This is a genomic window from Bartonella sp. AA78NXGY (genome assembly GCF_042197005.1).
Classification (GTDB): domain Bacteria; phylum Pseudomonadota; class Alphaproteobacteria; order Rhizobiales; family Rhizobiaceae; genus Bartonella.
In genome coordinates, this window is record NZ_JBHIRI010000089.1 from 1 (window position 1) to 689 (window position 689).

The 689-nt window shown below is 47.6% G+C and carries 1 protein-coding gene; it reads left to right on the forward strand.

Annotation, left to right across the window (positions count from 1 at the left end):
* Positions 1-689, forward strand: a 689-nt coding sequence (locus ACFINL_RS09790; protein WP_375651496.1) for a phage tail protein, incomplete at both ends; no start/stop codon positions are given.

Consider the following 689-nt stretch of genomic DNA (forward strand, 5'->3'; position numbering starts at 1 on the left):
GATGCTTGCGATTTTCATCAAGATATTGATGGTTCTGTTTTGGGGATTTCACGCGCAAAACTGATCACACGCCCTCCCCGTTTCTTGCCGTGGTTGATTGAAGAATACGGGCTTGGTGAACTGACACCTTATGTTCCAAATCTCTATGATTTGATTGATCAAGGGCTTCAATGGCAGAGGATACGTGGCTCCCTTGCGGCAATAGAGATGGGGCTTGAATGGCTAGGGATTTCGGCACGCTTTCAACCCGCCTGGACGGGGCGCGCATGGTGGAACTCCTTTCAACTTGATTTTGATCAGTTGCCTGAACGAACACAGCTTGAAGCCATTGAAGCGATTACAGATCTCTCCAAAAGTTTGCGCTCCGATTTTCGTCGTGGTGTTGCGGGGTATGATGTGCAAGCTGTTGAATGCAATATGTCACGCCTTGATGACAGCATGTTGGAGTATGAAAGCGGTGTTCGCTTAACAGCTGGGGGCACTTTGTTTTCCTTTGGGCGCACAACAGAGATCAATCACACGCTCACAAGAGAAGAAGGCAGGCTTATTGGTAATTGGATAGATGATGGGGATGAAGAGTTAAGCTGGGAACAAATCGATTATCCATGGGACATGGCAAATTTTCCGTGGTGTTCGGTCAAAAAACATGAACGCGATATACTCATGGCAGAGTGGTTTAGCAACCGCAC